Below are 25,673 nucleotides of genomic sequence, written 5' to 3' on the forward strand. Positions count from 1 at the left end.
CGGGCGCGATCGGCGCGCTGCGCGGGCCGAAGCACGGCGGCGCAAACGAGGCCGCATTCGAGATCCAGTCGCGCTACCAGACGCCGGATGAGGCGGAAGCCGACATCCGCCGACGCGTCGAGAACAAGGAAGTCGTGATCGGCTTCGGCCATCCCGTCTACACGATCTCCGATCCGCGCAACAAGGTGATCAAGGACGTGGCGAAGAAGCTGTCGAAGGAAGCGTCGAACATGAAGATGTTCGACATCGCCGAGCGGCTGGAGACGGTGATGTGGGACGTCAAGAAGATGTTCCCGAACCTCGACTGGTTCAGCGCGGTGTCGTATCACATGATGGGTGTGCCGACCGCGATGTTCACGCCGCTCTTCGTGATTTCGCGCACGTCCGGCTGGGCCGCGCACATCATCGAGCAGCGCATCGACAACAAGATCATTCGGCCGAGCGCGAACTACACGGGACCGGACGATCTGGCGTTCGTGCCGCTCGCGAAGCGCGCCTGATAGATGAGCTGGCTTCTGTATCGCTGCGCGAGAGCTGCGATGCACTTGGGCCTTGGCTCGTCATACCTACGAGCCAAGGCTCCTTTTTACACAGCGTGCTTGACTGCGCGAGCCGTCCACTGACGCGCTAAACTTCGCGAGAAGACCTCAAAGGAAGCGTTCAGCGCCAGACGCTCCCGATTACTACCGCACTGTCCCTACGTCATGAATACCGAATACCGCAAACCGCTGCCCGGCACCTCATTGGATTACTTCGACACGCGCGCCGCCATCGACGCGATCCAGCCGGGCGCCTACGACAAGCTGCCGTACACGTCGCGCGTGCACGCCGAAAATCTCGTGCGACGCTGCGATCCGGCGACGCTCACCGCTTCGCTCAAGCAGATCATCGAGCGCAAGCGCGAACTCGATTTTCCGTGGTTTCCGGCGCGTGTCGTGTGCCATGACATTCTGGGGCAGACGGCGCTCGTCGATCTCGCGGGCCTGCGCGATGCGATCGCCGATCAGGGCGGCGACCCCGCGAAGGTGAACCCCGTCGTGCCCGTGCAACTGATCGTCGATCACTCGCTGGCCGTCGAATGCGGCGGCTTCGACCCCGAAGCGTTCGCGAAGAACCGCGCGATCGAAGACCGGCGCAACGAGGACCGCTTCGATTTCATCAACTGGACCAAGAAGGCGTTCAAGAACGTCGACGTGATTCCGCCCGGCAACGGCATCATGCACCAGATCAACCTGGAGCGCATGTCGCCCGTGATTCATGCCGTCGATGGCCTCGCGTATCCCGACACGCTCGTCGGCACCGACAGCCACACGCCGCACGTCGATGCACTCGGCGTGATCGCCGTCGGCGTCGGCGGGCTGGAGGCGGAGAACGTGATGCTGGGCCGCGCGTCGTGGATGCGTCTGCCCGATATCGTCGGCGTCGAGCTTTCCGGCAAGCGTCAGCCGGGCATCACGGCAACCGACATCGTGCTCGCGCTGACGGAATTCCTGCGCAAGGAAAAAGTGGTCGGCGCATATCTGGAGTTTCGCGGCGCTGGCGCGTCGAGCCTCACGCTCGGTGACCGCGCGACGATCTCCAACATGGCGCCCGAATACGGCGCGACGGCCGCGATGTTCTTCATCGACGAGCAGACGATCGACTATCTGCGCCTCACGGGCCGCGACGACGCGCAAGTGAAGCTCGTCGAAACGTACGCGAAAACGGCGGGCCTGTGGGCCGATTCGCTGAAAGACGCCGAATATGAGCGCGTGCTCAGGTTCGATCTGTCGACGGTCGTGCGCAACATGGCCGGTCCGTCGAATCCGCACAAGCGCCTGCCCACTTCGGATCTCGCCGAACGCGGCATCGCGGGCAAGTGGGAAAACGTGCCGGGCCAGATGCCCGATGGCGCCGTCATCATCGCCGCGATCACGAGCTGCACGAACACGAGCAATCCGCGCAACGTGATCGCAGCGGCCCTGCTCGCGCGCAATGCGAATGCGCGCGGCCTGACGCGCAAGCCGTGGGTCAAGTCGTCGCTTGCGCCGGGATCGAAAGCAGTCGAGCTGTATTTGCAGGAAGCGAAGCTGCTGCCCGATCTGGAAAAGCTCGGCTTCGGCATCGTCGCGTTTGCGTGCACGACCTGCAACGGCATGTCGGGTGCGCTCGATCCGAAGATCCAGCAGGAGATCATCGACCGCGATCTGTACGCGACGGCCGTGCTGTCGGGCAATCGCAACTTCGATGGCCGCATTCATCCGTATGCGAAGCAGGCGTTTCTCGCGTCGCCGCCGCTCGTCGTCGCGTACGCGATTGCGGGCACGATCCGCTTCGACATCGAACGCGACTCGCTCGGCATCGACAAGGACGGCAAGCCCGTTTATCTCAAGGACATCTGGCCGAGCGACGAAGAGATCGACGCGATCGTCAAAGAGAGCGTGAAGCCCGAGCAGTTCCGCAAGGTGTACGAGCCGATGTTCGCGGTGACGGCCGCAAGCGGCGAGCCGATCAGCCCGCTGTATGACTGGCGCGCGCAAAGCACGTACATTCGCCGTCCGCCGTACTGGGAAGGCGCGCTCGCAGGCGAGCGCACGTTGAAGGGCATGCGCCCGCTCGCCGTGCTCGGCGACAACATCACGACCGATCACCTGTCGCCGTCGAACGCGATTCTCGCGAACAGCGCGGCGGGCGAATACCTCGCGAAAATGGGCTTGCCCGAAGAGGACTTCAACTCGTACGCGACGCATCGCGGCGATCACTTGACCGCGCAGCGCGCGACCTTCGCGAACCCGACGCTGATCAACGAAATGGCTGTCGTCGATGGCCAGGTGAAGAAGGGATCGCTCGCGCGCATCGAGCCCGAAGGCAAGGTCACACGCATGTGGGAGGCCATCGAAACCTACATGGACCGCAAGCAGCCGCTGATCATCGTCGCGGGCGCGGATTATGGCCAGGGCTCGTCGCGCGACTGGGCCGCGAAAGGCGTGCGGCTCGCGGGCGTCGAAGCGATCGTCGCGGAAGGCTTCGAGCGCATTCACCGCACGAACCTGATCGGCATGGGCGTGCTGCCGCTCGAATTCAAGCCGGGCGTCAACCGTATCGCGCTGGGCGTCGACGGGACGGAGACCTATGACGTGATCGGCGAACGCAAGCCGCGCGCGGACCTCGCGCTCGTGATCCATCGCGCGAACGGCGAACGCGTCGAAGTGCCCGTCACCTGCCGTCTCGACACGGCGGAAGAAGTGTCGATCTACGAAGCGGGCGGCGTGCTGCAACGCTTCGCGCAAGACTTCCTGGAGTCGTCGAAGGCAGCGGCCTGACGCGCACTGTTCGTTCATGCATGGGCGGTGCGCATTGCACCGCCCTCGTCTCATCAGGATCACAACACATGGCACACGCACCCCAGATCAGGATTCCCGCGACCTACATCCGCGGCGGCACCAGCAAAGGCGTGTTCTTTCGCCTGAAGGACTTGCCCGAAGCCGCGCAGGTGCCCGGCGTGGCGCGCGACGCATTGCTGATGCGCGTGATCGGCAGCCCCGATCCGTATGGCAAGCAGATCGACGGCATGGGCGGCGCGACATCGAGCACCAGCAAGACGGTGATCGTCGCGAAGAGCAGCAGGCCGGATCACGATGTCGATTATCTCTTCGGACAGGTGTCGATCGACAGGGCGTTCGTCGACTGGAGCGGCAATTGCGGCAACCTGTCGGCGGCTGTGGGGCCGTTTGCGATCAGCGGCGGCCTTATCGATCCGGACCGCGTGCCGGACAACGGCATCGCGATCGTACGCATCTGGCAGGCGAACATCGGCAAGACGATCATCGCGCACGTGCCGATGACCAACGGCGCCGTGCAGGAAACGGGCGACTTCGAGCTCGACGGCGTGACGTTCCCCGCCGCCGAAGTGCAGCTCGAATTCATGGACCCCGCCGCCGAGGAAGAAGGCGCGGAAGGCGCGATGTTCCCGACGGGCAACGTCGTCGACGATCTGGACGTGCCCGGCGTCGGCACGCTCAAGGCGACGATGATCAACGCGGGCATCCCGACGATCTTCGTGAACGCGGACGCAATCGGCTATACGGGCACGGAGCTACAGGACGCGATCAACAGCGACGACGCCGCGCTCAAGAAGTTCGAGACCATTCGCGCGCATGGCGCGCTGCGCATGGGCCTCATCAAGAACCTCGATGAAATCGCGAAGCGCCAGCACACGCCGAAAGTCGCGTTCGTTGCGTGGCCCACGGCTTATGCGGCGTCGAGCGGCAAGCGTGTTGATGCGGGCGACGTCGATCTGCTCGTGCGCGCGATGTCGATGGGCAAGCTGCATCACGCGATGATGGGCACGGCGGCCGTCGCGATCGCCACGGCAGCGGCGATTCCCGGCACGCTCGTGAATCTCGCGGCGGGCGGCGGCGAGCGCAACGCCGTGCGTTTCGGTCATCCGTCGGGGACGCTGCGGGTCGGCGCGGAGGCGACTCAGGCGAACGGCGAGTGGACCGTGAAGAAGGCCGTGATGAGCCGCAGCGCGCGTGTGTTGATGGAGGGTTGGGTGCGAGTGCCGTCCGAGTGATGTAGCGGACGTTGTGCATCGTCTGCCGTCACGCATGCGGCAGACCGAACGACGAGTGACGTCAGGTACAAGCGACCACTCGTCGTTCAAACCATAAACTCAGCCAGCGCTTCGTTCCATCACCCCATCCGCCACCGTCCGCCGCGCCATGAACCAGTAGAACAGCGCGGCACATCCCGCAATCGCCCCGCCGATCACGAACGCAAGCGAGTAAGACCCCGTGCGATCGACGATGAACCCTGCGGCAACGGGCGAAAACGCGCCGCCAAAATAACCGCCGAAGTTCTGGATCGCGCTGACGGAAGCGACCATCGACGAAGGCGCGATATCTGCCGCAAGCGCCCACGCATTGCCGATCGTTGCGGCGATGAACGCGAGACCGACTGTCATCAGCACGAGCGTCGTCGTGATCGACTGTGTGAACGGCAGCGCGATCGCGCAAGCCGCCGCACCCAGCGACGAGCACACGATGATGATGCGCTTCGCGCTCATCGCAGATGCGACGCCGCGATCGACCAGCTTCGCCGCAATCCAGCCCGCGACGATCTCACCCGCCGCGCCGCCGAACCACGGAATGCTCGCGTACACGCCGAGTTGCGTGAGCGAGATGTGAAAGCGATCGAGCAGATAGAGCGGCAGGAATACGAGAAACAGATTCCACAGCCAGATCGCGCAGAAGTAGCCGAGAATCATCCCCCACACGCTGCGATGCCCGAACAGCGAGCGCCACTTGATCGCCGACGTCGCGAGCGAGTGCTCATGTCCGCCGCCGCCCGCTTCGATATACGCGAACTCTTCGCGCGAGAGCCGCTTGCTCTGCATCGGATTGCGATAGAGGAACAGAAACAGAATCGCGAATGCGATACCCACCGCGCCCGTCACATGAAAGAGCGAGCGCCAGCCGAACGCGATCATCAGCCCGACGAGGATCGCGGGCGCAAGCGCGGGCCCCCATTTCGACGACGAGTCCCAGATGCCCGTCGCGAAGCCGCGCTCCTTGTCGGGAAACCACGCGGCCGTGATCTTCGCCGACGTCGGCCAGCACGGCGCCTCGCCAACGGCAAGCAGCGCGCGCATCACGATCAGCCCGGAGATCGAACCGACCACGCCCGTCAGCCATGTCGCGACGCTCCACCAGATCATTCCGATCGCGTACGCTTTCTTTGCACCGAAACGATCGATGATCCAGCCGGCGGGCAACTGCATCACGGCATACGTCCACGCGAACACGGTGCCGAGCAGACCGATCTGCGTGCGCGTGAGGCCAAGATCGTGAATCATGCCGGGCGCCGCGATCGAAAGACTCGCGCGATCCAGATAGTTGATGATGCCGCCGATCAGCAGCCAGATCAGCACGCGCCAGCGGAAATTCATACCTGCAGTTGTGGCCGGCGCGGACGCCCCAATCAGCTTTCCATCCATTCTGTCTCCTCGTCTGTTTGTGTGTTGTGAATTCCGTGCGGCCTGACTATACGTTCATTTCCCCCAACGCAGCACCAAAGGATCGAGCCGCCGCGCGATATCGATCAGTTCCGCGCGCGTGTCGGGATGCATCGTCGGCAGCGGATGGCGCGGGCTCTCGCACGCGATCACGCCGCCTTCTTTCATCAGCGCCTTCGCGGCGAGCAGGCCCGCCTGCCGGTTCTCGTGATTGATCAGCGGCAGCCAGCGCTGATAGTGAGCGAAGGCGTCGTCGCGCCTGCCCTTGCGGAAGGCCTCGAGGATCGGGCGAATGCCGTCCGGATAGCCGCCGCCCGTCATCGAGCCCGTCGCGCCTGCGTTGAGATCCGCGAACAGCGTGATCGCTTCTTCGCCGTCCCACGGACCTTCGACTGCTTCGCCCGCGATGCGGATCAGTTCGCGCAGCTTCGCGGCCGCACCCGGCGTTTCGATCTTGAAGTACGACACGTGTTCGATCTCGAGCGCCATCCGCGCGAGAAATGCAGCGGACAGCGCCGTGCCGCTCGCGGGCGCATCCTGAATCATGATGGGAATGCCGATGCCGTCCGACAGCCGCGCGTAGAACTCGTAGATCTGCGTCTCTGGCACGCGGAACGTCGCGCCGTGATACGGCGGCATCGCCATCACCATCGATGCGCCCTGCGCCTGCGCGCGCCGGCTGCGTTCGATGCAAACGGCGCTGCTGTAATGGCTCGTCGTCACGATGACGGGTACGCGGCCCGCGACGTGTTCGAGCATCACGCGGGTCAGCGTGTCGCGCTCGTCGTCGGAGAGCGCGAACTGCTCGGAGAAGTTCGCGAGAATGCACAGGCCGTCCGAGCCCGCGTCGATCATGAAATCGAGCGCGCGCTTCTGGCTGTCGAGATCGAGCGCGCCTGTTTCGGTGAAGGTCGTCGGTACGACGGGGAAAATGCCGCGATAGCGCGGCGTGCTTCGTGTGTCCATGATCAGATATCCGCTAAAGGCCTTGCTGAAAACGCGGACCGTTGACGCGTGCGATTGCGAAGACCGTCAGCGAACGGATGCTTCGGGTCTGCGCAAGCACATCGGTCAATACGTCGCGCGGCCGCCCGACAGGTCGAACACCGCGCCCGTCGTGAACGAATTCTCCGCCGACACGAGCCACGCGACCATCGACGCGATTTCCCTCACGTCGACAAAGCGGCCACGCGGAATCTTCGAGAGCATGTAGTCGATGTGCTGCTGCGTCATCTGCTCGAAGATGCGCGTGCGCGCGGCAGCGGGCGTGATCGCGTTGACGGCGATATCGAGCGCCGCCGTTTCCTTGCCGAGGCTCTTCGTCAGCGCGATGACGCCTGCCTTGGCCACGCTGTAGGCGCTCGCGTTCGGATTGCCTTCCTTGCCCGCGATCGAGGCGATATTGACGATGCGTCCATAGCCGCGCGCGATCATCGTCTTCACGACAGACTGGTTGACGTGAAAGGTCGCGTTCAGATCGACGTCGATCACGCGCGCCCATTCGTCCGGCGCGTAGTCCGCGAGCGGTGCGTTCGCGCCCGCGATGCCCGCGCTGTGAACGAGAATGTCGATCGCGCCCAGTCGCGCGACGGTATGGTCGGTAGCCGCTTGCACGGCGTCGCGTTGCGTGAGGTCGACGAGGACGGTCTCGACATCGCCGAAGTGCGCGAGACGCGCTTTCGCATCGGCGAGCGCGGCTTCGTCGCGATCCCATAGCGCGACGCGCGCGTTGCCCTGCAACAGCCGCTCGGCGACCGCATACCCGATGCCCTGTGCGCCGCCCGTGACGACGGCCGCGCGCTGCGTGAAGTCGTAGCGGTTCATCAACGCGCTCCTTATGCGGCGACCGTGCGTTGCTGCTGCTCGCCGAGCCCTTCGATGCCGAGCCGCATCGTCTGCCCCGCGCGCAGATAGGCGGGCTCGGGCTTCTGGCCCATGCCGACGCCGGGCGGCGTGCCCGTCGCGATCACATCGCCCGGTTGCAGGCTCATGAAGCGGCTGAGGTACGAAACGATGTGCGCGACGTTGAAGATCATCGTGCTCGTGCTGCCGTTCTGATAGCGCTTGCCGTCCACTTCGAGCCAGAGACCGAGGCGCTGCGGGTCGGGCACTTCGTCTGCGGTGACGAGCCACGGACCGATCGGGCCGAACGTATCGCAGCCCTTGCCCTTGTCCCAGGTGCCACCGCGTTCGATCTGGTACTCGCGCTCGGATACGTCGTTGACGACGCAATATCCGGCGACGTGACTGAGCGCGTCGGCCTCTTCGATGTACGCGCCGCCCTTGCCGATCACGACGCCCAATTCCACTTCCCAGTCGGTCTTCTGCGAGCCGCGCGGAATGCGTACGTCGTCGTTTGGGCCCACGACGGCCGAGGTCCACTTGTTGAACACGACGGGTTCGCCGGGAACGGGCAGATTCGATTCGGCTGCGTGGTCCGCGTAGTTCAGCCCGATGCAGACGAACTTGCCGATGCGGCCCACGCACGCGCCGATCCGTTCATCGGCGGGAACGATGGGCAGCGACTGGATGTCGATCTGGCGCAGCCGTTCCAGCGATTCAGGCAACAGCGTCGAGCCGGCGATATCGTCGATCACGCCGGACAGGTCGCGTATCGCGTGATTGCGGTCGAGAATGCCGGGCCTCTCGCGGCCAGGGGCGCCATATCGCAGCAGTTTCATTGTGTGTCCTCGTTCCCGTTGACAGAGCCATATCGCATCTGCCGCACAATGTAGGGAAACGGGACACCGTTGAATAATGAAAGCTGCTGCCTGGCTGATAACTTCCCGTTATCTTCGTGTTGTCCCTGGTCGGCTGTCCCGGCAACAAACGGTGAGCTTTTCCAGGACCACTTCCATCGCTCTCCCCGCTCCCCATCACAGTCAGGATTGAGTTACCCTGGGACCTCTCGGACGAAGGTCCCAAAATCGGCCATGCCCGACATTCAGGCGTCGTCGTTCCTGAGGCGGCTTCAGATTGCTTTTCTGCCATTCGGAATCATGTGACCGCGAATGCCGCGTTTCACAGCCAGCGTATGCGTACTCTCGACCCGTTGCCGACGTTCGAGCCGTCAGCGGTGCAATGGCAGGCTGAATCCGCAAAGTCGAACAGTCGCTGGGTACGCTTACTCCAGACGTTAGGTCGGTCAATCCAGTCATCCATGACGCCTGGCAAGCAAGGCCAACTCCTAGAAGACCACTCCGACCAATCTCTTCAGCAGTTCTTCCAGCGACATCATGGTCAGCGCCAGCGGCACGATCGGCACAAGTACCGCGGCCGCGAGGCGCACGAGGGCATCCCGGGTAATGGGCGCGATGCGCATGGTTCGAACTATATCGAAGCTGTTGGCAAGATCCGCGAGCGACTGGATGTCCCCGCTTCCCACCAACGCCTCGCCTGCTGATCGATTTCGGGCTGGCAATGGCGAGCAACTCGCATGTGTTCGCGGTGCTGCTGTTGCTGTTCAGCGCGTTTCAGCTCGTCGCGTGGATCGGGCCCGCGGGCCTCGTCGGCGGTTGCGCCGGAAGTGTTTCCGACCGATATCCGTTCGTTCGGCACGGGCATCGCCGCGGGACTCGGACGCGCGGGTGCGATCGTCGGCATCGTGATGTTCCCGATCATGATGCGTGCAGGCGGGCTCAAATGGGCCATGCGGATGTTCTGCGCGGATGCCGCGATCGCGGCGATGGTGGTGTTCGGACGCGAGACGAAGAGCGCAATGCTGGAGTGACCCGCCGCTCGCTTCGTGCGCCCGTCCCGGCAAACGTGGCGCACCCCGCACACTTGCACGCATCAGGCCGCTTCCAGTGACTCCACCGTGCGCCTCGCCGTTTCCGGCGCGAATGCAGTCACGACCAGCATACCCGCGATCATGATGCCGACGCCGATCATCATCGAAAGATGCAGGCCGACGTTCGACAGCAGCACCGGAAACACCGCCGTCCACACGACGCCGCCGAAGAAGCGGCCCCCCAGTCCTTCGACGACGCTCTGCCCCGTCGCACGAATACGCGTCGGATACTGCTCCGCGTACCACATCTTGAACGACGGCGACGCACCCGACGACGAAAACATCACCATGCCCCACAGCACCATCGTGAGCGTGCTCTGCGCAAGGGTAAACTCGTAGGTCGAGATGGCCGCGAGTATCGTGTAGACGAAGAACACCTTCTTGCGGCCGAAATGCTCGGCGGCGATGCCGTTCAGGATCTTCCACGGAATCTGCGTCGCGGTCGTGATCAGCGTGAAGAACAGCGCGCTTTCGAGCACGACTTTCTTCTCGAGAAAGATCGATGGCAGATAGTTGACCGAGATGTAGAACATCGAGAAAAGGCTCGTTGCACCGATGGTCATGACGATCGTACGGAACAGATACGGCGGTTTCCACACCTGACCGAGCGACCACCAGAACTTCGGCGCCGTGTAATCGCTGGCGCTGACGCTCTCGGTGACGGCATCGACGACGGCGAGCGGCAACCGTTTGCCGCACTTGCGTTCGGCAATCGCTTCGAACCGGCAGATGATGCCATCGGCTTCGTGGTAGCGGCCCACACGATGCAGCCAGCGCGGCGATTCGGGCAGGAAGCGCCAGATCAGCACCACGTATATGACGGGCACGCCGCACAGGAACGTGAACACGCGCCAGCCGTATTCGGGCGGAAAGTTGGGAATCACCGCCATGCCGATGATCGGCGGCAGCAGATAGCCGACGCCGAGCGCGGTTTCGAGCAATCCCGCGAACGCCGTACGCGTCGTTGACGAGACGATTTCGGAGGTCAGCGTGTACGGCATGATGAAGGCGGGTGCCATGCCGAAGCCCGTCATGCCGCGCAGCACCACCAGCGTCGGGAAGTTCGGGCTGAACGCGGAAATCGCGGTGCCGCCCGCGAACCACATCACGCCGAAAATCAGCAGACGCTTTCGGCCAAAACGATCGGCAAGATAACCGGTCGGAATCATGCCGATCACGATGCCGAGCGCCGACGATGCGGCGAGCATCCCCGTATCGCGAGGCGTGAGCGCCATCGTCTTCTTGATGATCGGCAGCGTGATCGACAGACTGCCGATGTTGAGCGCTTCGATGACGAGCGCTCCCGCTGCGAGCAACACGATCACCCAGCTGTGCCAGGTGGTCGGAATGCGCTGCAATCTCGCGAGTAGCAATGCGGGTGACGGCGGCTGGTTGTCCATTTTGTCTCCTCCCTATGGGGATTCATTGAATGAATCGAGCGTGCCCGATTGGCTAACGACGTCTCCTTCATGGTGATGCTTCCCGATCGACCGCACGGCGCGCGCCGCCAGGCGAACGCATCATGCCGTCATCCCTATGCCGTCATGCGCCAGCCGACAGCAGTTGCGTGAGCCGCGCACGATCCGCGATCACGATGCGATGTTCGGAACGCGCGATGATCCCGGCGAGCGCGAGACGGCTCAGCGCGGCTGTCACGGTCTGCCGGCGGCTGTTGATCCACTGCGCGAGCTCTTCATGCGTGAGCGCGATCGCATGTCCCGTCGCGCTGCCGTCTTCGGGGTCGGGACGGCTCAGCGAAAGCAACGCGCGCGCGAGACGCTGCTCGACGCGATCGTTCGAGAGCTCGGCGACACGCGCATGGAAGTCGCGCGTGCGCTCGAGTACGAGGCGGATCACGTGCAGCGCGAAATCGCCGTCGCCGCGCAGCAGATCGATCAGCGCGTCGCGCGCGATCACGACGACGTCGCATGCTTCGAGCGCGATCAGGCTGACGTCGCGCACGTTGTTCGCGGTCAGCGCGATCAGGCCGAGCAAACTGCCGGGCAGATGAATGCGCAACAACGCTTCCTGTCCCGCGGAATTCGACATCACCGTTTTCACGCTGCCGCGCTTGAGCAGATACACGTCGCGCGCGCCATCGCCTTGACGACAGATGAACTCGCCCGTGGCGAACGAGCGCGCGCGGCCGGCCGCGCCGAGCGCCTTTGCATGACGCGGCGCGAGCACCGCGTCGAGCGATTGCTGACCGTTGAGGCTGTATTCGCGCATCGCGCTCTCCTCGTGAACGGGCTGACCAGCGGTCGGCGCACCGCTTCAGCCGAAGCGTTCCGGCTTCGTGCCGACGACCTGCGTGCGATGCATCACCCGCGCATAGCGATCGTCGAAGCCGTCGCGCCGGTGCATCGCGCAGCGGTTGTCCCAGATCACCAGATCGTGCTGCTGCCACTGCTGCGTCCACGTGAAGCGGTCCTGCGTCGCGTGCTTCCATAGACGATCGAGCAGACGCTCGCTTTCGTCCGGCGGCAGTTCGGGAATGAAGGCATTGCGGCGTCGGCCGAGAAACAGGCATGCGCGTTTCGTCACGGGATGCCGGCGCACGAGCGGATGCCGCGCGCCGACCGTTTTCGCCGGATCGTCGTGATCGGCGAAGCCGCGCCGCAGTTCGCCCGAGCTGTTGCGCGACGCGTCGTGAATGCAGGTGAGATTCGCGATGCGCTCGCGCGTCGCGGCATCGAGCGTGTCGTACGCGAGGTACATATTGCAGAAGGATGTGTCGCCGCCTGACGGCGGCACTTCGATGCCGTACAGCAGGCTCGCGCTCGGCGGCGTCTCGTTATAGGACATATCGGTGTGCCAGCTCGATTCGTAGTTGCCCAGCCCGCCGATCGCCATGCCGCCGATCTTCACATTCGAAATGATCGTCACGTATTCGCGCGCGGATGCGTCGATTGCGATGCGCGGATCGCCGATATCCATCACGTCGTTCGCGCGAATCGGCACGCGGTCGAGCGCGCCGAAACGGCGGCTGAACGCCATCAGGTCGATGTCGCTGAGACGCTGGGCTCTGAAGCGCAGCACCAGATAGTCCGCCCATGCGCGCGCGATGTGCGCGAACGTTGCGTCATCGAGACGGGCGAGATCGACGCCTTCGACGTCGGCGCCGAGTGCGTCGGAAAGCGGCTTCACGCTCAACGAAGCCGCGGCAATGGTGGATACGGACATGACGTGTCTCCTGTCGGCCGGAAACGGCGCAGTGGCGCCCGGCTTCCGTCCCATGCAAGTCATCTTCTGATCGACGGCCTGACGTCAGCGCGCTGACAGCGCGCGCGTCACGCTCGCGTTACGCTCGATTCATCGTGCAACTTCATGTGAAACTTCAACGAGGACGCAATCATCATGGCCATCACCCTCTTCCACAATCCGGCTTGCGGCACGTCGCGCAAGGTGCTCGAACTGATTCGCGCGAGCGGCGCCGAGCCGCATATCGTCGAATACCTGCAACATCCGCCGACGCGCGACGAACTCACTTCGATGCTGCGCGACCTGCATCTGACGCCGCGCGAACTGCTGCGCACACAGGAGGCCGAATATGCCGAGCTTGGGCTCGACGACGCATCGCTATCCGATCAGCGTCTCGTCGACGCGATGGTCGAGCATCCCATCCTGATGAACCGGCCCATCGTGCGCACGCCCCGCGGCATCAAGCTGTGCCGTCCCGCCGAGGAAGTGAACGCGCTGCTTTAGCCGTCGATGCATGCGGCCTCATATGCAACCTGCCTCATATGCAACCTTCGTGAGTAGACAGCGCGGCAGCATCGTTCGCCACTTCATCGCTGCTTCAGGCATCGAACAGATACCGCCGCACTTTCTCTTCATCCAGCGTCACGCCGAGTCCCGGTCCTTGCGGCACGTCGATACTGCCGCTCGTCAGATCGAGCTTCGAGGTGACGATGTCATCGGTGGTCTTCAATGGACCCACGCATTCGAGGCCCGCAAGCACGTTCGCGCTGGTGCACGCGAGCATGATTTCCGCATGCGTGTTGACGCCGAGCCCGAAACCATGACCGATCACCACGGGCAGGCCCGCCGCCGTCGCGGTCTCGAGCATGCGGCGGCAACGCAGCAAGCCGCCCTGCTTCATTACCTTCAGCTTGACGATATCCGCGCAGTCCGCGCGAATCACGTCGATCAGGCTGCGATGGTCGGTGATCGATTCGTCGGCCATGACGCGAATGCCGATCGCCCCTCGCACCTTCGCCATGCCCGCGAGATCGTCGGCTGCAACCGGCTGTTCGAGCAGTTGCAGGCCGACGGGCTCGAGCAGATGGCCCAGCGCGATGGCATCGTCGACGTCATAGCCGGCGTTCGCGTCGGCGCGCAGCGCAAACTCGCCGCCGACCGCTTCGCGCACCGCGATCAGCCGGTCACGATCCTTGTGGATGCCGCCTCCCACTTTCACCTTGGCCGAACGGAAACCCCGCTCGAACCACTTGCGCGCCTCGGCGGCCGCTTCGTCCGGCGACACGATGCCGATCCACGCGTTGAAGCTCACGGTATCCGTTACCTTGCCGCCGAGATACTGATGCACGGGAATACCGAGCTTGCGCGCGAGCAGATCGACGGCCGCCATTTCGATCGCCGCCTTCGCGTCGAGATAGCCATCGATCGCGCGATCCATCGCATCGAGCAGACGATGCGGATTGCCCGCGTTCATCCGCTGCACGCACGGCGCAAGCACCTGCCGGATCGCCGCGAGCGATTGCTCTACGGTCTCGACGGAATAGCCCGGAGACGGATCGATGTTGCCGAGCCCGACCGAACCGTCGCTCGCGGTCAGCCGCACGATTGCGCTCTTCTGCGTCGTCTTGGTCGTGTACGCGTTCCTGAATCCGCCGCCGACGAGCGGCACCGCTACGCCGAACACGTCGACGCGGTCGATAAGCAAATGAAGTTCGTCCATGACGTCACGACACCATGTCGGCCGTTTCATACGGCGTCACGATGCCGCCCTTGATCTGCGTACGATGCATTTCGCGCGATGCGTTCGGATCGAATGCATCGCGGCGATGCAGCGTGCAGCGGTTGTCCCACATGATCAGATCGCCGACGCGCCACACCTGGCGGAACGTGAACTGCGGCTGCGTCGCGTGGCTCCATAGCGCGTCGAGCAACGCGTTGCTCTCATCGAGATCCATCCCGACGATGTAGCTGTTGCGGCGCCGGCCGAGATACAGCGCGGGGCGCCGCGTGTCCGGATGACGGATCACGAGCGGATGATGCGCGCCCGGAGCCTCGCGCGGATCGGTCACTTCCTTCATGCCTTTGCGCATCATGCCGGCGCTGTTGTACGTCGCATCGTGAATCGCACGCTTGCCGTCGATCTGCTTTTTCAGGTCGCCGGGCAGCGTGTCCCACGCCAGGTACATGTTCGACCAGTACGTATCGCCGCCCGAAGGCGGAATCCGCAGCGAATACAGCAGCGCCGCGCGCGGAGGCGTATCGATGTAGGTCATGTCGCAATGCCACACGGCTTCGCCGTCGCCGAGATTGCCGACGGGCATGCCGTCCTTCTTGATGTTCGAAATGACGTTGATCTCGGGGAATTCAGCGAGAAACGGCTTGCCGTAGGGATTCGGTCCCGGTGGATCCAGTTCGCCGAAATGACGCGTGAACGCGAGCAGTTGCGGATCGCTCAACGTCTGTCCGCGAAAGCGCAGCACGAGATGCGTGTCCCATGCATGCCTGATTGCATCGATCACATCGGGCGCAAGCGGCGCCGAAAGATCGACGCCCGAAATTTCGGCGCCGAGTGCATCGGCGAGCGGAGTGACGGTGAATGGAGTCATGCGATGGCGCTCCTTGTGCAATTGCCTCTGGAATGCAGACCAATATAGACACCACCAGTAATAGCGTAAATGACATATTTAGATCATTGCGTGATACCTTTTTCGCCATTACTGCTCAACCCTTAAGGTGAAACGTGAAGCGAACGAATGCCACGTTGCAGCGCAGTCATATCGAAGCGCTCGTTGCGATCGCCGATGTCGGCTCGGTGCATCGCGCGGCGCGTGGTCTGGGTGTCGCGCAACCCGTGTTGTCGAGGCTGCTCGCCGATGCGGAACATCGTCTCGGCGCACGCCTGTTCGAACGATCGAGCCAGGGCAGCCAGCCGACGCCGCTCGGCGAGACCGTGCTCGCGCACGCGCGCTCAGTAATGCGCGCGATGGAGCGGATGACGGCAAGCGCGGCGTCGGCGCGACTGCCGATCCGCCTCGGCTGCATCCCGCGCGCGATGCACACGCTGATTCCGCCGCTGCTGGCGCGCATGTATCCGGAAGCACGCAAGCGGGACGCACGGGACGGCGACGCCGCGTTTCGCTGCAACGTCGTCGAGGGTAGTTCGGGGGCGTTGTTCGCTCTGCTCGAAGCGGGCGAACTCGACTTCGCGATCCTGCGCCACGCAAGCACGGCGCGCAGCGATGAAACCAGGATCGAGCGTCTTTACGCGGAGCGCACCGTGATCGTCTGTTCGAGCGATCATCCGTTGGTCCGCAAGCAGCCGGTGCGCATTGCCGATCTCGCGGCGCACGACTGGATCCTGCCTCACGCGGATACGACTTCACGTATCGCGTTCGATCAGTTCTGGACGCGTCATCGTTTGCCGTTCATCGAGCCGGTGCTGGAGACGCGTTCGTTCGAATCGAATATCGGCGTGGTCGCGCACACGCGGCTGCTGTCGATCGCGCCTGAACCAGTCGCGCGACGCTACATGCGGTTCGGAATGCTCAGTATCCTGGAAGTCGAGCGACCGTTGCCGTCGAGCCCCATCATGCTCGGCATGCGCATGAACGCCCACGAAGATCCGGCGCTCAAGCGCTTTCGCAAGCTGCTTCAGGAAACGGCGAATGCGCTGCCGATCGAGTAAATGCCAACGGAGTGAAGCGCCGGTCAGCGGAGCATGTGCTCACGCGTGCGGCGATCGTGCGCCGACCCACGCGTTCGACACCCGTTGGACGGGTTCACGCCGCCGGTTCCGCAGCCGGCCTCGATGAAGTATGCGCGGCGAGTTCCGTGCCGAGTCGTGTATGGACGTCGCCCGCCTGGAACGCGTCGCTCTTCAGGACGTCGAGCGCGAATGGAATGTTCGTCTTCACGCCTTCGATGTCGAATGCGTCGAGTGCATCGGTGATTCGTGCGATGGCCGCGTCGCGCGTCGGCGCACGGGCGATCACCTTTGCGAGCATCGGGTCATAGAACGGCGTCACGCGATTGCCTTCGGCGTAGCCCGTCTCGACGCGCACACCGTTCGCGACGGGCGGACGGAACACCGTCAGCGGCCCAGGCGACGGAACGAAGCGCCGTGGGTCTTCCGCATACACGCGCACTTCTATCGCGTGCCCGGATGCCGCGAAGTCCGCCGCGAAACTCGAGCGCTTCGGATCCGCGGCTCGCTTGAGCGAGTAGACAACGTCAGTTGCGGTCAACTCCCCCCAGCCGCCCTGGAAGTTGACGCCGTGACGCAGATGGAACGTCCAGACCTTGCTGTCGTTCGAGGCTTGCCAGCTTTCGGCGAGGTCGGGTTCGAGCGATTTCGGATCGGCGCTGCCAGGGGCGAAACGGACGAGGCCGTTGAAGATCTCGGCAACGACGGTAACGTCATTGGTCGAGGTGGCGCGATCCGGCTCGAGCGTCGCGATGTCCTCGGCGCCAGAACTTACGCGAATCACAGGGCGTGGATAGGCCTGTGCATGCGCCGCGAGGGGATAGGTTGCGCTCGCAACAACGACCGTTGTGAAGAGCGGGAAGAAGGGTCGACTGTTCATGTAGTTCGTTTTTAGGTCGAGAGGCATCGGTCAACAGCATCGGTTATCAGCGACCTTACGGTAGGACCGCCAAAAATTTGGATGTCAAAGTCCGGTATTGGCATCGGCTATTCCTGAGGGTTATATATCGGGTAATCCCCAAGGGGAAACAGCCGCGCGACCTGAACCCACCCGAACGAGTTATATCGGCTAGCGCCGACAGTGAGTTTTTCTCCGCATCTCCGGAAAACATTTCGTTTGATGGTGGCCCTGCACGCGCCATATATTTTCGCTGGAGCCAGCAGATGGCGCGCACACGATCCACCGCGACGGACGGCCGTCGCCCCACAAGAAGGCAGAAAAATGACGAATGAGATACCCGTGGCGATCGTCACCGGCGCCGCGAGCGGCATCGGCGAGGCGAGCGCAGTACTGCTTGCCGACCGCGGCCATCGCGTCGCGATAGCCGACCTGCGCGAAGAACCCGCAACGGCCGCGGCCGAAAAGATTCGCGCTCGCGGCGGCGACGCCATCGCCGTCAAGGTCGATGTCGCTGACGAAGCGAGCGTAAAAGCGATGATGGAGACGGTGATCGACCACTGGAGCCGTCTCGATGTGCTCGTGAACAGCGCGGGCCTCGAAAGCGCCAAGCCCTTCCTCGACATCACGCTAGAAGAATTTCATCGCGTGATCGAGGTGAACACGACGGGCACCTGGCTATGCTGCCAGCACGCCATCGCTCGCATGCTCGAACAGAAGCGCGGCGCAATCGTCAATCTCAGTTCGATTGCCGGGCAGAAAGGCGGCGGCATGCTTGGTACCGCGGCCTACGCCACGTCGAAGGGCGCGGTCATTGCGATGACAAAGTCGCTGGCCAAAGAGTTTGCGAAATCGGGCATCCGCGTGAATGCAGTCGCGCCCGCCTTTACGCTCACCGACTTCGTGCGCCGGCAACTCGACACCAAGCCGCCCGGTTTCATCGACACGATCTATGCCGCAACGCCGATGGGCCGGGGTGCGCAGCCAGAAGAAATCGCCGCAGTGATCGCGTTTCTTGCTTCGCCGGAAGCATCATTCGTGACGGGACACGTCTACAACGCCGACGGCGGCACCGCCATCTGAGCTTGCAGCGCGCGTCACCTGGAGCGCTGTGCCTTCGGCTTGCGCAAACTCGTCCTTCAGCCATTCGACGAGCGCGATGGTCTGCGGCCGCGCTTCGAGATGCGGCGCAACCCACAGCACGAGCTTGCGCGGTCCGGGCACGAAGCCGAACGGTGCCACGAGCGCGCCGGAGTCCAGTTCGTCGCGCACCATCATGCGCGGCACGGCCGCCATGCCGAGCCCGCATTTCGCCGCCTGGATCAGCAGATAGAAGTGTTCGAACGATTCCGCGATGGGTGGACGGCGCGCCGCCGTATGCCCCGCCGCCACATACCAGTCGTCCCATGCGACAGGACGCGTATTCGTCGACAGCAGCCGCGTGCGTTCCAGATCGCCGACGCGGGTAATGCGCGTCGCGCGCATATACTCGGGCGCGCAGACGGGCCCGACCCATTCGTCGACGAGCGGATGCGGCTCGATCTCTCGCGGCGCCCTGATCGTGTTCAGCCGGATCGCCACGCTAATGTTGTCGCGCATGAAGTCCACCTCGTCATAGCCCATGTTGAAGCTGACTTCGAGCGCGGGATGCTTGCGATGCAGCTTTGCGAGCCTCGGCAACAGCCAGTACATCATGATCGACGCGGAGCACGACAACGTCAGCGGACCGGGCCTGACCTGCTCGACGCTCGTCTGGATCAGATTGAACGCGCGCGACAAGCCGTCTGCGAGCCGCGCGCCTTCGGGTGTCGGCTCGGTTGAATGTGCGTTGCGCAACAGTAGCAGCACGCCGAGATTGTCTTCAAGTGAGCGAATGTGACGGCTGATCGCGCCGTGCGTGACGGAAAGCTCTTGTGCAGCGTCTCCGAAGCTGCGCAGACGCGCGGTAGCTTCGAACGCGCGCAATGCATTGAGTGAAGGACGGGGCACGCGCAGATTTCCTCGCAAGACAGCGCTCGCGCAGCGGCACGCAAGCGTCAGCGTTAAACGGCAGGCTACCGGATAGAGGACCGCAGCGATGCGACGCTATTGTGAGTTTTTCGCATCGCCCGCTGAAATCATATCGTTTGGAGCTTCAGACGGTCAATCTTATAGTCCGTGAATCGGGGCATACGGCCTTCATGCATGCCTGCGCCGCGTATCGGAGACGCGCGACGCTGTTATTCGCTCTTTCCCCTCTTCGCGCACAGCAAAACAACGAGCCACAACATGCCCAATTCTTCTCATTCACGCGCGGAATTCACGGCGCGCTATCTCGTCGAAAGTTCGGTACCCATTGCGAAGGCTGCCGAGGTCATCGCGGGCGAACAGTCAAGCGGCACTTTCCTCGCGTTACCAGGCGAAACGGATGCGCTCAAGGAACGCGCGCGGGCTCGCGTGATCAAGGTCGAGTCGCTGCCGCCCGCGCTCGACGCGTCGCTGCACAGCGCATTCGTCGAGCGCAAGGAGCCGGCAGAGATCTTCTACCGCGGCGAGATCGAGATCGCCTTTCCCGTCGACAATGTCGGCGCGAACCTGCAGCAACTTCTCGCCACTGTCGCGGGCAATCTGTTCGAGCTCGGCGAAATAACGGGCCTGCGCCTGCTCGACATCCAGTTGCTGGAACATCACGCGAAGCGTTTTGCCGGGCCGCGCTTCGGCATCGAAGGAACACGGCATGCCGCGGGTGTCTATGGGCGCCCGCTGATCGGCACGATCATCAAGCCGAGCATCGGACTGCTGCCTGATCAGACCGCACAGATCGTCGATGACCTATGTGCCGCCAACATTGACTTCATCAAGGATGACGAGTTGCTCGCCGATCCCGCGTATGCGAGCTTCGACGCGCGGCTTGCCGCCGTGATGCCCGTGCTTCACCGGCACGCGGACCGGATGGGCCGCATGCCGATGTACGCCATCAATATTTCCGGAACCATCGACGAAATGCTGCGCCGTCACGATCAGGTGCTCGAAGCAGGCGGCAACTGTGTGATGGTGAACGTGAACTGGGTGGGGTTCTCGGGCGTCGAGCACCTTCGCCGGCACACGCAATTGCCCATCCACGGGCATCGCAACGGCTGGGGCGCGCTGACGCGCTGCCCGCAGCTCGGCTTCTCGTTTGACGCGTACCAGAAGCTGTGGCGTCTTGCCGGAATCGATCATTTGCACGTGAACGGTATTCGAAGCAAGTTCTGGGAGCCGGACGCGTCAGTACTCGATTCGGCGCGCGCCTGCCTCACGCCTTTCGCCGGTGTCCAACCGCTGATGCCCGTGTTCTCCTCGGGGCAATGGGCATCGCAGGCGCCCGATATGTTCGCCGCGTTGCAAACCGTCGACCTGATGCATCTGGCGGGCGGCGGTATCATCGGCCATCCGCAAGGCATCGCGGCAGGCGTCTCGAGCATGCGCGAAGCGTGGGAGGCGGCCGTCGAAGGCATCGATCTCGATACCTACGCGCGCACGCGCCCCGCGCTGCGCGCTGCCCTTTCCCACTTCAACGCAATCTGATCGAGACGATGAGCGATGCTCCGCTGAACACGCAACCTTCCGTACGGCTTGCGTTCTACGGCGACGACTTCACGGGTTCCACCGATGCGCTGGAAGTGCTCGCATTTGCGGGCCTGCGCTGCGCGTTGTTCCTGAAGCCGCCGACGCGTGCGCAACTGGCGAGTCTCGACGGCCATAACGGCTTCGACGCCATCGGCGTGGCCGGCGACAGCCGCGCGATGACGCCCGCCGAAATGGACACGGCGCTGCCGGCGATCTTCACGGCGCTGCGCGAACTGCACGCGCCGATTCTTCACTATAAGGTCTGCTCGACGTTCGATAGTTCTGCGACAATCGGCAGCATCGGACGCGTGATGGAAATCGCGCGAACGCACGTCACGCAACATACGATTCCGATTGTCGCGGGCACGCCCGCCTTGCAGCGCTTCTGCGTGTTCGGCAATCTGTTCGCACGCTCGGGCACCGACGGCCGCATCTACCGGATCGACCGGCACCCGATCATGAGTGCACATCCCGTCACGCCGATGGATGAAGGCGATCTGTTGCGTCATCTTGCGCGCCAGACCGATCTGCCGATGGCGAGCTTCTTTCTGCCGGACCTCGAGGGCGATCGCAGCGCGATCGACGCGGCCTGGCAACGCGCATTGGCCGTCAAGCCCGCCGCCCTGCTGTTCGACACGGCCACGCGCGCGCATCTGACTGAAGTCGGGCGTCTGCTCGAACGCGATGCGCAACGTGGCGCGCCCATGTTCGCGGTCGGCTCTTCCGGGCTCGAATACGCGCTGACGCAGTGGTGGACGGCGAGCGGACAGTTGCCCGCCGTCCGCCCTTCATATGACCGCATCGAACCCGTCGCGCAGATTCTCGTGCTGTCGGGCAGCGCGTCGCCGCTGTCTGGTGCGCAAATCGACGCGGCAATTGCGGCCGGTTTCGCCGACATTGCAATCGATGCGCGCGCATTGCTCGACGAGCTCGACTGGAAGCAGACCTTTGTGCAGATCGTCGCCCGCACTGTCGCGGCGCTTCGAGAAGGACATAGCGTCGTCATGCACACCGCGCGCGGGCCGCAAGATCCGCGTATCGCTGCGATGCTCGATGCGCTCGTATCGGGCGGCATGAGCGATGCCGAAGCACGGCATCGGGGCGGGCGTCTGCTGGGTCAGCGGCTGGGGGCCATTGCGCAGTCCGTGCTCGAAGCGGCGCCATTGCGGCGACTGGTTCTTTCCGGCGGCGATACGTCGAGCCAGGTCACACAGGTGCTCGGCCCCGATGCACTCGAAATCGACGCGCGACTGACGCCGGGTGCGCCGCTCTGCCGCGTGATTTCGAACAAGCCCCATCTCAAGCAGTTGCAGGTCGCGCTCAAGGGCGGACAGATGGGCGACGCGAATCTGTTCGTGACCGCGCGCGACGGCAACATGCACTAGTCGTCAGCAGACGAGCAGCGAGCAAAAGAAAGGGCGGTGACTTTTCGTCACCGCCCTTTTCGTTTTGCATGGCTCGTCAGCGCTTGCCGGTTGCGCGGCAAGCACACCGCATCATGGTGTCTTCAGGAACCCGATGGAAATCCACGGCACGGCAGCGATCACGACAATGCCGATGAACAACGCGATCATATAGCCGACGATGGGACGAATGCCTTCGTCGGGATGAATCTTGCTGACCGCGCACGCGCCGTAGTAGCCGACGCCGAACGGCGGCGAGAACAGTCCCAGTCCCATCGACAGGATCACGACCATCGCATACTGCACTTCGTGAATGCCCACTTCGCGCGCAATCGGAAACAGCAACGGCCCAAACAGCACGATGGCAGGGATGCCTTCCAGCACGCTGCCAAGCAGCACGAACATCACCACCGACACCGCCATGAAAGCGGCAGCGCCACCCGGCAGGTGCTCCATGAATGCGGCGAGACTGTGCGAGAAACCGGACTGCGTGAGTGCCCACGCCATCGCCGTCGCGGTCCCGATGATGATCAGGATCGCACCCGACAGCGCAGCTGTTTCGACGAGCATCGGACCGATGCGCTTCCAGTCGAACTGTCGGTAGATCAAAAGGCCGGCGAGCAGCGCGTAGACAATGCCGACCGTCGATACTTCAGTGGCGGTGGCAATGCCCTCGACGACCGCGAAGCGGATCACGACGGGCAACGCGAGCGCCGGCACGGCGACCAGCAGCGCCTTGCCGACCTGCGACAGCGGAGCGCGCATAGACGACACGGGCTGAGCGCGGCGCGAACGCCACCAGACCAGCGCGCACAGCGCCAGAGCGAGCACGAAGCCCGGCAGCAGTCCGCCCGTGAAGAGCGCCGAAATAGACACGCCCGTCACAGAGCCGATCGTAATCAGCACAATGCTGGGGGGCACTGTCTCGGTTTGCGCGCCCGTCGCCGACAGCAGCGCGACCAGCTCGCCGGGACGCTCGCCGCGCTTCTTCATCTCCGGAAACAGGATCGGCGCGACGGCGGCCATGTCGGCTGCCTTCGAGCCCGAGATGCCCGAGATCAGGTACATCGCGCCGACCAGTACATATGACAGACCGCCGCGCACATGTCCGAGCAACGACGCGAGAAACCCGATCATCGCGCGCGCCATGCCCGTCATTTCGATCAGCAAGCCGAGAAAGATGAACATCGGCACCGCGAGCAGCAGCAGTTGCGACATGCCCTCGTCCATCCGGCTCACGACGATCTCCAGCGGCATCGACGTCGACAGCGACAGATAAGAGAACACCGCGAGTCCGAACGAGAACGCGATCGGCATGCCGCTCAGCACGGTAAATCCAACGACGCCAACGAAGAAGATCAGCAGGTTCAGATTGCCGAGTGATTGAAGTAGCGGCCCAGCCGTGTCCAGCCCCGCCACGACAGCCGCCGACACGACCACGCCGATCAGCGCTGGCTTCCAGCCGGTCGCCAGCAGCTTCACCACGCACATCAACAGCATGCAACCGACGCCATAGACGATCGCGGCCACCCGCAGCCCATCGTTGAATTCAAGCGCGGGCGTCACGATCATCCATTGTTGCTGGATATACGAATACGCCGGAGCCGCGATCAAGCCTAGAAACAGCAGGCTCGCGACGAGCGCGACGGTGTCCCATATCGCGCCCCATTCGCGACCGGCACGGTTGACGATGGCCGTCATCCGCATATGCGCGCCGCGATGCAGCGCCGTCGCCGCGCCCGTCATCGCAAGCCACAGGAACAGGATGGACGCGAGTTCGTCGCCCCATACCAGCGGCCGGTGAAGCACGTAGCGCGCGCACACGCCGCTGAAAAGCAGCACGATTTCCGCAAGCACGAGCAGCGCAGCCGGGACCGCGACGATCAGCCCGAGCACGCGGTCGACGCGCGCGAGCCAGTCCGGCATAGACGGCAACCGAAGCGCACCGCCGTCGTCCGGCGGCTGCGAGAAGTCTTCGACGATGTGCGTTCTCATGCTAGCTTCCCGGTGACCTTTTCGAGTAGCGCCCACTCCTCTTCGCCAAAGAACTGCTTCTGCTCGGCGTAAAAGCCCGATTTGCGCAGCACGTCGCGGAACGCCGTCATATCCGGCGAGTTGATGACGAGTCCCTTCCCTTCCAGCGTCGCCTGCAGCGACGCATTCAGTTGCGCCACATCTTTGCGCTGCTGCAACGCGTACGAGTTGAGATTCTTCGACACGATGTCGCGGACATTCGCGGGCAGCTTGTCCCACGCGGCGCGATTGCCGAGGAACCAGAAGCCGTCCCACATGTGGCTTGTCATCGAGCAGTACTTCTGCACTTCGTACAGCTTGGCGGTATCGACGACAGCAAGCGCATTTTCCTGGCCTTCGACCACCTTCGTCTGCAACGCGGAATATACCTCGTTGAAGCTGATGGAAGTGGGCGCTGCGGACAGTCCGCGAAAGAGCGAAATCCACAGACGGCCGGGCGGCACGCGGATCTTCATCCCTTGCAGGTCGGCGGGCGTACGGATCGCCTTCGTGCTGCTCGTGATCTGTCGGAAGCCGTTGTCCCAGACCTTGTCCTGCACGACGAGACCCGCTTTCGTGATCAGGCCGCGCAGATGCGCACCCAGTTCGCCATCGAGCGCTGCGAATACCTGGCCGTAGTCTTTGAACGCGAAGCCAACACCGGAGATGGCCGTCTTCGGTACGAGCGCGGAGAGCGCATTCGCGCCCGAGAGCGTAAAGAACTCCAGTGCCCCTGCACGCAGTTGCGCGAACATGTCGGGATCGCCGCCAAGCTGATTGTTCGGAAACACGCGGATTTCCATGCGTCCGTCAGTTTCCTTTCTGATCGCGTTCGCGGCCTCCTGAATTCGCACGTTCAGCGGATGCGATGCGGGCAGATCGGTGCCGACCTTGTACGTGAACTCCGCCGCCTGTGCGCGGCGAATCCACGGCGCGCCGAGCATGCCCGATGCGGCAACCGCCACTGAACCTGCGCCCGTGACGAGAAAGTTGCGACGATTCATAGCCATCTGCTGTCTCCTTTTATGTTCTGCCGGATTGGCCCGGCATGATGTCCGCGCGTTGGAAATGCCTGGTGTGCC

23 protein-coding genes are annotated in these 25,673 nt (G+C 63.5%); 9 read left to right on the forward strand and 14 right to left on the reverse strand.

Translation table 11 applies throughout. The features are described from left to right. The 3 genes from GCT13_RS38325 to prpF all read left to right on the forward strand — a co-directional run. Positions 1-500, forward strand: a 500-nt coding sequence (locus GCT13_RS38325; protein WP_321574888.1) for a citrate/2-methylcitrate synthase, incomplete at its 5' end; no start/stop codon positions are given. Positions 501-704: 204 nt separating this feature from the next. Then, positions 705-3,302, forward strand: a complete 2,598-nt coding sequence (acnD, locus tag GCT13_RS38330; protein WP_152767161.1) for a Fe/S-dependent 2-methylisocitrate dehydratase AcnD — start codon at positions 705-707, stop codon at positions 3,300-3,302. Between the two features lie 68 nt (positions 3,303-3,370). Further along, a complete protein-coding gene (gene prpF, locus GCT13_RS38335) occupies positions 3,371-4,555 on the forward strand; it encodes a 2-methylaconitate cis-trans isomerase PrpF (RefSeq protein WP_152767162.1) in 1,185 nt (394 codons plus the stop codon). A gap of 99 nt (positions 4,556-4,654) precedes the next feature. On the opposite strand, the gene GCT13_RS38340 is transcribed toward prpF, so the two are convergent. The 5 genes from GCT13_RS38340 to GCT13_RS38360 form a co-directional block, all read right to left on the reverse strand. Then, positions 4,655-5,977 (reverse strand): MFS transporter, encoded by a 1,323-nt coding sequence (locus GCT13_RS38340; protein WP_152767163.1) that lies wholly within the window; start codon positions 5,975-5,977, stop codon positions 4,655-4,657. Positions 5,978-6,031: 54 nt separating this feature from the next. Next, complete coding sequence (locus GCT13_RS38345; protein WP_152767164.1) at positions 6,032-6,961, reverse strand: dihydrodipicolinate synthase family protein; 930 nt, start codon at positions 6,959-6,961, stop codon at positions 6,032-6,034. 105 nt (positions 6,962-7,066) lie between these two features. Further along, on the reverse strand, positions 7,067-7,819 hold the full coding sequence (locus GCT13_RS38350; protein ID WP_152767165.1) for an SDR family NAD(P)-dependent oxidoreductase: 753 nt from the start codon (positions 7,817-7,819) through the stop codon (positions 7,067-7,069). 11 nt (positions 7,820-7,830) lie between these two features. After that, on the reverse strand, positions 7,831-8,676 hold the full coding sequence (locus tag GCT13_RS38355; protein ID WP_152767166.1) for a fumarylacetoacetate hydrolase family protein: 846 nt from the start codon (positions 8,674-8,676) through the stop codon (positions 7,831-7,833). 506 nt (positions 8,677-9,182) lie between these two features. Then, entirely contained in the window at positions 9,183-9,380 is a 198-nt protein-coding gene (locus tag GCT13_RS38360) for a hypothetical protein (RefSeq protein ID WP_227747224.1), read from the reverse strand. A 141-nt stretch (positions 9,381-9,521) separates the two neighbouring features. Here GCT13_RS38360 and GCT13_RS38365 point away from each other — a divergent pair, with 141 nt between their 5' ends. Then, positions 9,522-9,725, forward strand: a complete 204-nt coding sequence (locus tag GCT13_RS38365) for a hypothetical protein (protein ID WP_152767167.1) — start codon at positions 9,522-9,524, stop codon at positions 9,723-9,725. A gap of 62 nt (positions 9,726-9,787) precedes the next feature. Here the strand turns inward: GCT13_RS38365 and GCT13_RS38370 are convergent, their stop codons facing one another. From GCT13_RS38370 to GCT13_RS38380, 3 genes are all read right to left on the reverse strand, one after another. Further along, a complete protein-coding gene (locus tag GCT13_RS38370) occupies positions 9,788-11,185 on the reverse strand; it encodes an MFS transporter (RefSeq protein WP_152767168.1) in 1,398 nt (465 codons plus the stop codon). Positions 11,186-11,327: 142 nt separating this feature from the next. Continuing rightward, complete coding sequence (locus GCT13_RS38375; protein ID WP_152767169.1) at positions 11,328-12,014, reverse strand: Crp/Fnr family transcriptional regulator; 687 nt, start codon at positions 12,012-12,014, stop codon at positions 11,328-11,330. Between the two features lie 45 nt (positions 12,015-12,059). Continuing rightward, on the reverse strand, positions 12,060-12,968 hold the full coding sequence (locus GCT13_RS38380) for a TauD/TfdA dioxygenase family protein (protein WP_152767170.1): 909 nt from the start codon (positions 12,966-12,968) through the stop codon (positions 12,060-12,062). A 174-nt stretch (positions 12,969-13,142) separates the two neighbouring features. On the opposite strand from GCT13_RS38380, the gene arsC reads away from it, so the two are divergent. Then, positions 13,143-13,490, forward strand: a complete 348-nt coding sequence (gene arsC, locus GCT13_RS38385) for an arsenate reductase (glutaredoxin) (protein ID WP_152767171.1) — start codon at positions 13,143-13,145, stop codon at positions 13,488-13,490. A 94-nt stretch (positions 13,491-13,584) separates the two neighbouring features. Here arsC and GCT13_RS38390 read toward each other — a convergent pair whose 3' ends face one another. After that, positions 13,585-14,706 carry a mandelate racemase/muconate lactonizing enzyme family protein gene (locus tag GCT13_RS38390; RefSeq protein ID WP_193727872.1) on the reverse strand — a complete coding sequence of 374 codons (1,122 nt, stop codon included), beginning with the start codon at positions 14,704-14,706 and terminating at the stop codon, positions 13,585-13,587. Between the two features lie 4 nt (positions 14,707-14,710). After that, positions 14,711-15,592: a TauD/TfdA dioxygenase family protein gene (locus tag GCT13_RS38395; RefSeq protein WP_152767173.1), complete on the reverse strand. Its 882-nt coding sequence runs from the start codon at positions 15,590-15,592 to the stop codon at positions 14,711-14,713. A 134-nt stretch (positions 15,593-15,726) separates the two neighbouring features. Here GCT13_RS38395 and GCT13_RS38400 point away from each other — a divergent pair, with 134 nt between their 5' ends. Continuing rightward, complete coding sequence (locus GCT13_RS38400) at positions 15,727-16,671, forward strand: LysR family transcriptional regulator (protein ID WP_152767174.1); 945 nt, start codon at positions 15,727-15,729, stop codon at positions 16,669-16,671. Between the two features lie 94 nt (positions 16,672-16,765). Here the strand turns inward: GCT13_RS38400 and GCT13_RS38405 are convergent, their stop codons facing one another. After that, positions 16,766-17,569 carry an ABC transporter substrate-binding protein gene (locus GCT13_RS38405; RefSeq protein ID WP_152767175.1) on the reverse strand — a complete coding sequence of 268 codons (804 nt, stop codon included), beginning with the start codon at positions 17,567-17,569 and terminating at the stop codon, positions 16,766-16,768. Between the two features lie 342 nt (positions 17,570-17,911). Between GCT13_RS38405 and GCT13_RS38410 the strand changes: the two genes are divergently transcribed. Then, positions 17,912-18,670, forward strand: a complete 759-nt coding sequence (locus tag GCT13_RS38410; protein ID WP_193727873.1) for an SDR family NAD(P)-dependent oxidoreductase — start codon at positions 17,912-17,914, stop codon at positions 18,668-18,670. Here GCT13_RS38410 and GCT13_RS38415 read toward each other — a convergent pair. Continuing rightward, complete coding sequence (locus GCT13_RS38415) at positions 18,620-19,576, reverse strand: LysR substrate-binding domain-containing protein (RefSeq protein WP_321574890.1); 957 nt, start codon at positions 19,574-19,576, stop codon at positions 18,620-18,622. The two genes, GCT13_RS38410 and GCT13_RS38415, sit on opposite strands and share 51 nt — an antisense overlap. 279 nt (positions 19,577-19,855) lie before the next feature. On the opposite strand from GCT13_RS38415, the gene GCT13_RS38420 reads away from it, so the two are divergent. Further along, positions 19,856-21,133, forward strand: a complete 1,278-nt coding sequence (locus tag GCT13_RS38420) for a ribulose-bisphosphate carboxylase large subunit family protein (protein ID WP_152767177.1) — start codon at positions 19,856-19,858, stop codon at positions 21,131-21,133. An 8-nt stretch (positions 21,134-21,141) separates the two neighbouring features. After that, positions 21,142-22,560 (forward strand): four-carbon acid sugar kinase family protein, encoded by a 1,419-nt coding sequence (locus tag GCT13_RS38425; RefSeq protein WP_152767178.1) that lies wholly within the window; start codon positions 21,142-21,144, stop codon positions 22,558-22,560. 111 nt (positions 22,561-22,671) lie between these two features. On the opposite strand, the gene GCT13_RS38430 is transcribed toward GCT13_RS38425, so the two are convergent. Both GCT13_RS38430 and GCT13_RS38435 read right to left on the reverse strand, forming a co-directional pair. Continuing rightward, the gene (locus GCT13_RS38430) at positions 22,672-24,504 is read right to left on the reverse strand and encodes a TRAP transporter large permease (RefSeq protein ID WP_227747226.1); all 1,833 of its coding nucleotides are present in this window, start codon (positions 24,502-24,504) and stop codon (positions 22,672-22,674) included. A 65-nt stretch (positions 24,505-24,569) separates the two neighbouring features. Beyond that, positions 24,570-25,601, reverse strand: a complete 1,032-nt coding sequence (locus tag GCT13_RS38435) for a TRAP transporter substrate-binding protein (protein ID WP_152767180.1) — start codon at positions 25,599-25,601, stop codon at positions 24,570-24,572. Positions 25,602-25,673 lie beyond the last annotated feature (72 nt).

The organism is Paraburkholderia franconis, assembly GCF_009362735.1.
GTDB lineage: Bacteria > Pseudomonadota > Gammaproteobacteria > Burkholderiales > Burkholderiaceae > Paraburkholderia > Paraburkholderia franconis.

Excerpts from the sequence above, each read along its gene's own strand:
- acnD (WP_152767161.1), top strand. The coding sequence starts at position 705 with ATGAATACCGAATACCGCAAACCGCTGCCCGGCACCTCATTGGATTAC.
- prpF (WP_152767162.1), top strand. The coding sequence starts at position 3,371 with ATGGCACACGCACCCCAGATCAGGATTCCCGCGACCTACATCCGCGGC.
- GCT13_RS38340 (WP_152767163.1), bottom strand. The coding sequence starts at position 5,977 with ATGGATGGAAAGCTGATTGGGGCGTCCGCGCCGGCCACAACTGCAGGT.
- GCT13_RS38345 (WP_152767164.1), bottom strand. The coding sequence starts at position 6,961 with ATGGACACACGAAGCACGCCGCGCTATCGCGGCATTTTCCCCGTCGTA.
- GCT13_RS38350 (WP_152767165.1), bottom strand. The coding sequence starts at position 7,819 with ATGAACCGCTACGACTTCACGCAGCGCGCGGCCGTCGTCACGGGCGGC.
- GCT13_RS38355 (WP_152767166.1), bottom strand. The coding sequence starts at position 8,676 with ATGAAACTGCTGCGATATGGCGCCCCTGGCCGCGAGAGGCCCGGCATT.
- GCT13_RS38370 (WP_152767168.1), bottom strand. The coding sequence starts at position 11,185 with ATGGACAACCAGCCGCCGTCACCCGCATTGCTACTCGCGAGATTGCAG.
- GCT13_RS38375 (WP_152767169.1), bottom strand. The coding sequence starts at position 12,014 with ATGCGCGAATACAGCCTCAACGGTCAGCAATCGCTCGACGCGGTGCTC.
- GCT13_RS38380 (WP_152767170.1), bottom strand. The coding sequence starts at position 12,968 with ATGTCCGTATCCACCATTGCCGCGGCTTCGTTGAGCGTGAAGCCGCTT.
- arsC (WP_152767171.1), top strand. The coding sequence starts at position 13,143 with ATGGCCATCACCCTCTTCCACAATCCGGCTTGCGGCACGTCGCGCAAG.
- GCT13_RS38390 (WP_193727872.1), bottom strand. The coding sequence starts at position 14,706 with ATGGACGAACTTCATTTGCTTATCGACCGCGTCGACGTGTTCGGCGTA.
- GCT13_RS38395 (WP_152767173.1), bottom strand. The coding sequence starts at position 15,592 with ATGACTCCATTCACCGTCACTCCGCTCGCCGATGCACTCGGCGCCGAA.
- GCT13_RS38405 (WP_152767175.1), bottom strand. The coding sequence starts at position 17,569 with ATGAACAGTCGACCCTTCTTCCCGCTCTTCACAACGGTCGTTGTTGCG.
- GCT13_RS38410 (WP_193727873.1), top strand. The coding sequence starts at position 17,912 with ATGACGAATGAGATACCCGTGGCGATCGTCACCGGCGCCGCGAGCGGC.
- GCT13_RS38420 (WP_152767177.1), top strand. The coding sequence starts at position 19,856 with ATGCCCAATTCTTCTCATTCACGCGCGGAATTCACGGCGCGCTATCTC.
- GCT13_RS38425 (WP_152767178.1), top strand. The coding sequence starts at position 21,142 with ATGAGCGATGCTCCGCTGAACACGCAACCTTCCGTACGGCTTGCGTTC.
- GCT13_RS38430 (WP_227747226.1), bottom strand. The coding sequence starts at position 24,504 with ATGCCGGACTGGCTCGCGCGCGTCGACCGCGTGCTCGGGCTGATCGTC.
- GCT13_RS38435 (WP_152767180.1), bottom strand. The coding sequence starts at position 25,601 with ATGGCTATGAATCGTCGCAACTTTCTCGTCACGGGCGCAGGTTCAGTG.